The organism is Micromonospora parastrephiae (assembly GCF_016802865.1).
In the GTDB taxonomy this organism is placed as follows: domain Bacteria; phylum Actinomycetota; class Actinomycetes; order Mycobacteriales; family Micromonosporaceae; genus Micromonospora; species Micromonospora parastrephiae.
This window is the reverse complement of sequence record NZ_JAEVHM010000312.1, coordinates 1-4,167: the sequence shown is the minus strand read 5'-3', so window position 1 is coordinate 4,167 and position 4,167 is coordinate 1. Positions and strand designations below refer to the sequence as shown.

The 4,167-nt window shown below is 73.2% G+C and carries 4 protein-coding genes and 1 pseudogene; 3 read left to right on the top strand and 2 right to left on the bottom strand.

Features of this window, described 5'->3' with window-relative positions:
* Nucleotides 1–592, bottom strand: a pseudogene (locus JNW91_RS30070) (hypothetical protein); the annotation flags it as partial.
* 149 nt (nt 593–741) lie between these two features.
* Between JNW91_RS30070 and JNW91_RS30065 the strand changes: the two are divergent.
* The gene (locus tag JNW91_RS30065; RefSeq protein ID WP_203178876.1) at nt 742–1,380 is read left to right on the top strand and encodes a TetR/AcrR family transcriptional regulator; all 639 of its coding nucleotides are present in this window, start codon (nt 742–744) and stop codon (nt 1,378–1,380) included.
* Nucleotides 1,381–1,444: 64 nt separating this feature from the next.
* Nucleotides 1,445–1,672 carry a DUF3107 domain-containing protein gene (locus JNW91_RS30060; RefSeq protein WP_030329796.1) on the top strand — a complete coding sequence of 76 codons (228 nt, stop codon included), beginning with the start codon at nt 1,445–1,447 and terminating at the stop codon, nt 1,670–1,672.
* A 60-nt stretch (nt 1,673–1,732) separates the two neighbouring features.
* Here the strand turns inward: JNW91_RS30060 and JNW91_RS30055 are convergent, their stop codons facing one another.
* A complete protein-coding gene (locus JNW91_RS30055; RefSeq protein WP_203178875.1) occupies nt 1,733–2,383 on the bottom strand; it encodes a ferritin-like fold-containing protein in 651 nt (216 codons plus the stop codon).
* Nucleotides 2,384–2,702: 319 nt separating this feature from the next.
* Between JNW91_RS30055 and JNW91_RS30050 the strand changes: the two genes are divergently transcribed.
* Complete coding sequence (locus JNW91_RS30050; protein ID WP_238425959.1) at nt 2,703–4,163, top strand: DEAD/DEAH box helicase; 1,461 nt, start codon at nt 2,703–2,705, stop codon at nt 4,161–4,163.
* Nucleotides 4,164–4,167 lie beyond the last annotated feature (4 nt).

Sequence of the window (4,167 nt, the reverse complement as noted above, 5' to 3'; positions counted from 1 at the left end):
ACGGGTGGCACCTGGACGCCGGCGGCGCCGAGGTGGGCAGGCCGGGCTCGGCCCAGCGGGCACGGCGCCCGTCGACCGGGTCGGCGGTGGAGCGGCGGGCCGGACCGGTGTCGAGGTCGCCGACGCCCTGCTCCGGAGGCGGTGCGGGACGTTGGGCGGGCACCACCAGGCGGTCGCCGGCCGGGGCGGGGCGGTCGTCGTCGGTCAGCCCGGGCGGCGCGCTCACCGGTGCGGGACGACCCGCCGACGATTCGAGCCCAGGGTGGTGGACGCCGTTGGCCTCGGTGCCGGCGTGCCGGACACCGTTGGCGTGGTGGCCGTTGACCCGGGCCGGCGGCTCGGGACCATCGGGCAGCCCGGCGAGGGGCGGTGGCAGGTCACCGTGCCGCGCGGATGACGTACGCCATCCGGCCGCGGGACCGGGTCGCCAACGTGACGCCTGCTCCTGGTCGTCCGCACGCTCGGCGGCCTGGGGCCACCCGCCCGACTGGGGCGCCCACCCGCCGCCGGAACGGCTCGGGTCATCGTGCTGACCCGCTCCGTCACCGTGCTCTCCCGGGGTGGCGGCTCCGGGTTGCCCTGTTTCACTCACCGCGCGCTCCTTGGTCGCCCTCGCTGAGGCTACCGTGTGGCGACAGTGGCGATAAGTTACAGCGGCGGGCCATTTCCACAACGAGGGCCACGGGCCTCGCCCGGTCTGGGGGGAAAATGCCGGCTCGTACGGAGAACTCGGAGGATCCCATGACCGCTGCGGGGAATGGCGCGCAGACCGCCGGCCGGCCCACCCGTCTGCCCCGGTCGGCGCGCCGTAAGCAGCTGCTCGCGGCGGCGCAGGAGGTGTTCGTCGCGCAGGGCTACCACGCCGCGGCGATGGACGACATCGCGGAACGCGCCGGGGTCTCCAAGCCCGTCCTCTACCAGCACTTCCCCGGCAAGATGGATCTCTACCTGGCCCTGCTGGACACGCACTGTGACGCCATCGTCGCCAAGGTGCAGGACGCGATGCGCGGCACCATCGACAACAAGGAGCGTGTCGGCGCGTCGGTGCGGGCGTACTTCGACTTCGTCGACCACGAGAGCGAGGCGTTCCGGCTCGTCTTCGAGTCGGACCTGCGCAACGACCCGGCGGTACGGCAGCGGGTGGAGCGGGTCGAGCAGGGCTGCATCGCGGCGATCACCGACACGATCATCTCGGACACCGGCGTGAGCCGGGCGCACGCCGAGCTGCTCGCCTCCGGGTTGGTCGGCGCGGCGGAGACGGCCGCCCAGTTCTGGCTGGCCGGCGGCCGGCAGGTGCCGAAGGCGGAGGCCGAGGCGCTGGTGGCGGCGCTGTCCTGGCGGGGCATCGCCAGCTTCCCGCTGCAAGGTGAGTCAGCCTGACCGCCGCCCCCGTGATCGGATAGCCTTCGCAGGGCGGTTCTTTCGCCCCAGTTGAGGAGGCACAGTGGAGGTCAAGATCGGCGTGCAGTACGCGCCGCGCGAGCTGGTTCTGGACAGCGCGCAGTCGCCGGCCGAGATCGAGCAGATCGTGACCGACGCCTTCGCCGGGAACGGCGGCACGCTCTCCCTGACCGACGAGAAGGGCCGGCGGGTCATCGTGCCGGTCGAGAAGGTCGCGTACGTCGAGATCGCCGAGGCGTCGCCCCGCGCGGTCGGTTTCACCGTCCGCTGACCGGTCCGGCCGTCGCGGCAGGTCGGCGCAGTCCCACCTGCCGCGGGCCGGTGCCGCCCCTCAGTTGTTGAGGCCGGCGGTGGCCATCCGCGCGGTGTGCGCGGCGGTGAGCCTCCCGAACAGTCCCGGCACGTCGACCCGGTCGCCCCGCCCGATCAGCGCGGTGAGTGCGGCCCGCTCGGCGGCGACATGGCCGGCCTGGGACAGGGCCTCGCCGACCAGCCGGCGGGCCCACATGGAGAGCCGCCCGGCCACCCGGGGGTCGGCGGCGACGGCCGCTCGAATCTCCGCGGCGGCGAACTCGGCGTAGCGGGAGTCGTGCAGGACGTCGAGCACCAGCCCCCGGTCGGGCTCGTCCAGGGCGTCGGCGATCTCCCGGATGAAGTCGTCGGTGATGGCGTCGCCCACGTACGCCTTTGTCACCACCTCCGCCCAGTCCCGCGGCTCGGTCGAGTCGTGGTACGCCTGCAACGGCGCCACGTACGCGGCCATCGCGTCTGCCGGGGTCACACCCAGCGCGGTGAGCCGATCGGCGAGCCGCCGGTAGTTGGTGATCTCGGCGGCTGCCATCTCGTTCAGGGCGGCGCGACGGCGCAGGTCGGGGGCGAGGCGGGCGTCGCCGGCCATCCGCTCGAAGGCGAGCAGTTCGCCGAAGGCGACCAGGCCGAGCAGGTCGGCGACGGCGGGACCGGGGGTGGTCGGCGCGGACACGAGCGCAGGCTACCGTGCACGACCCGGCAGGGGTGACCCGCGCGTGCCACGCGCGACCCGCCGCACAGTGATGTGACTCAGATCACATTGTCCGCCCCCGCGTGGCGGCTGGCCGACCGGGAATCGGGACGTGACCGTGCCTGTTCAGGTAGCATAGAGCAGTTGCCGTGGGCGCCGATCTGATCGAAGCTCAGCCCGCGGCGCGCGTGCGGCCCGGTCCGGCTCGGCTGTCTGCCCCCGACCGTGTGGCCCGCGTCATACCGAACGCGCCCTGAGGACATGACGGGGCGCACCCACGAGAGGGCACCCCCACATCCACATGAGCGAACTGACTCAAGACCTGATGGACGGCCAGGAGTTGGCCCCCACCGCCCCGGTTCGACCCGAGGCCCCCACTTTCGCCGCACTCGGCGCCCGCGACGAGACCGTCGAGGCGCTGGCCGCGGCCGGCATCACCCGCGCCTTCGCGATCCAGGAGTACGCGATCCCGATCGCCCTGCGCGGCGTCGACCTCATCGGTCAGGCGCCCACCGGCACCGGCAAGACCCTCGGCTTCGGCGTACCTCTGCTGGACCGGGTCTTCGCACCGGGCGAGGGCAGCGACGGCGTGCCGCAGGCACTGGTCGTCGTCCCCACCCGCGAGCTGGGCATCCAGGTCGCCAAGGACCTGGCCGCCGCCGGCCGCACGCGCGGCGTCCGGGTGCTGCCGATCTACGGCGGCGTGGCGTACGAGCCGCAGATCGAGGCGCTTCGCAAGGGCGTCGAGATCCTGGTCGGCACGCCCGGGCGACTGATGGACCTACAGAAGCAGAAGCACCTGCGCCTCGACCGCGTCCACGCGCTGGTGTTGGACGAGGCCGACCGGATGCTCGACCTGGGCTTCCTCGACGACGTCGAGAAGATCCTGGCGATGCTGCCGGAGGACCGGCAGACCATGCTGTTCTCGGCCACCATGCCGGACCCGATCGTCACCCTGTCGCGGCGCTTCCTGCGCCAGCCGATGACGATCCACGCCGGGCACACCGCCGAGACCGGGCCGTCGCCGCAGACCGAGCAGCTTGTCTACCGCACCCACTCGATGAACAAGGTCGAGGTGGTGGCGCGCATCCTCCAGGCGGAGGGTCGCGGGCTGACCATGATCTTCACCCGCACCAAGCGGGCCGCCGACCGGGTCGCCGAGGACCTCGACTTCCGCGGGTTCGCGGTCGCCGCGGTGCACGGTGACCTCGGCCAGGGCGCCCGCGAGCGGGCACTGCGGGCGTTCCGCGCCGGCAAGATCGACATCCTGGTCGCCACCGACGTGGCGGCCCGCGGTCTGGACGTCACCGGCGTCACCCACGTGATCAACTACGACTGCCCGGAAGACCAGGACACCTACACCCACCGGATCGGTCGTACCGGCCGGGCCGGCGCGACCGGCGTCGCGGTGACCTTCGTCGACTGGGACGACATGCCGCGCTGGCGCATCATCGACAAGACCCTCGGTCTGGAGATGCCGGAGCCGCCGGAGACGTACCACACGTCCCCGCACCTCTACACCGACCTGCACATCTCCTCCGAGGTCACCGGCACGCTGCCCACCGCCGAGCGCACCAGGGCCGGGCTGTCCGCCGAGATCGAGGAGGACCTGGGCGGCACGACGCGCTCCCGTCGCGGCGAGAGCGGTGGCCGTGGCCCCCGGCGCGGTGAGAGCCGTGGCGGCGAGGGTCGGGGCGAGCGCCGTGGCCGGGGCGACAGCCGCCGGGACCGCTCCGACGCGGGCACGCCGGTCGCCGCCTAGGCAC

Excerpts from the sequence above, each read along its gene's own strand:
- JNW91_RS30050 (WP_238425959.1), top strand. The coding sequence starts at position 2,703 with ATGAGCGAACTGACTCAAGACCTGATGGACGGCCAGGAGTTGGCCCCC.
- JNW91_RS30065 (WP_203178876.1), top strand. The coding sequence starts at position 742 with ATGACCGCTGCGGGGAATGGCGCGCAGACCGCCGGCCGGCCCACCCGT.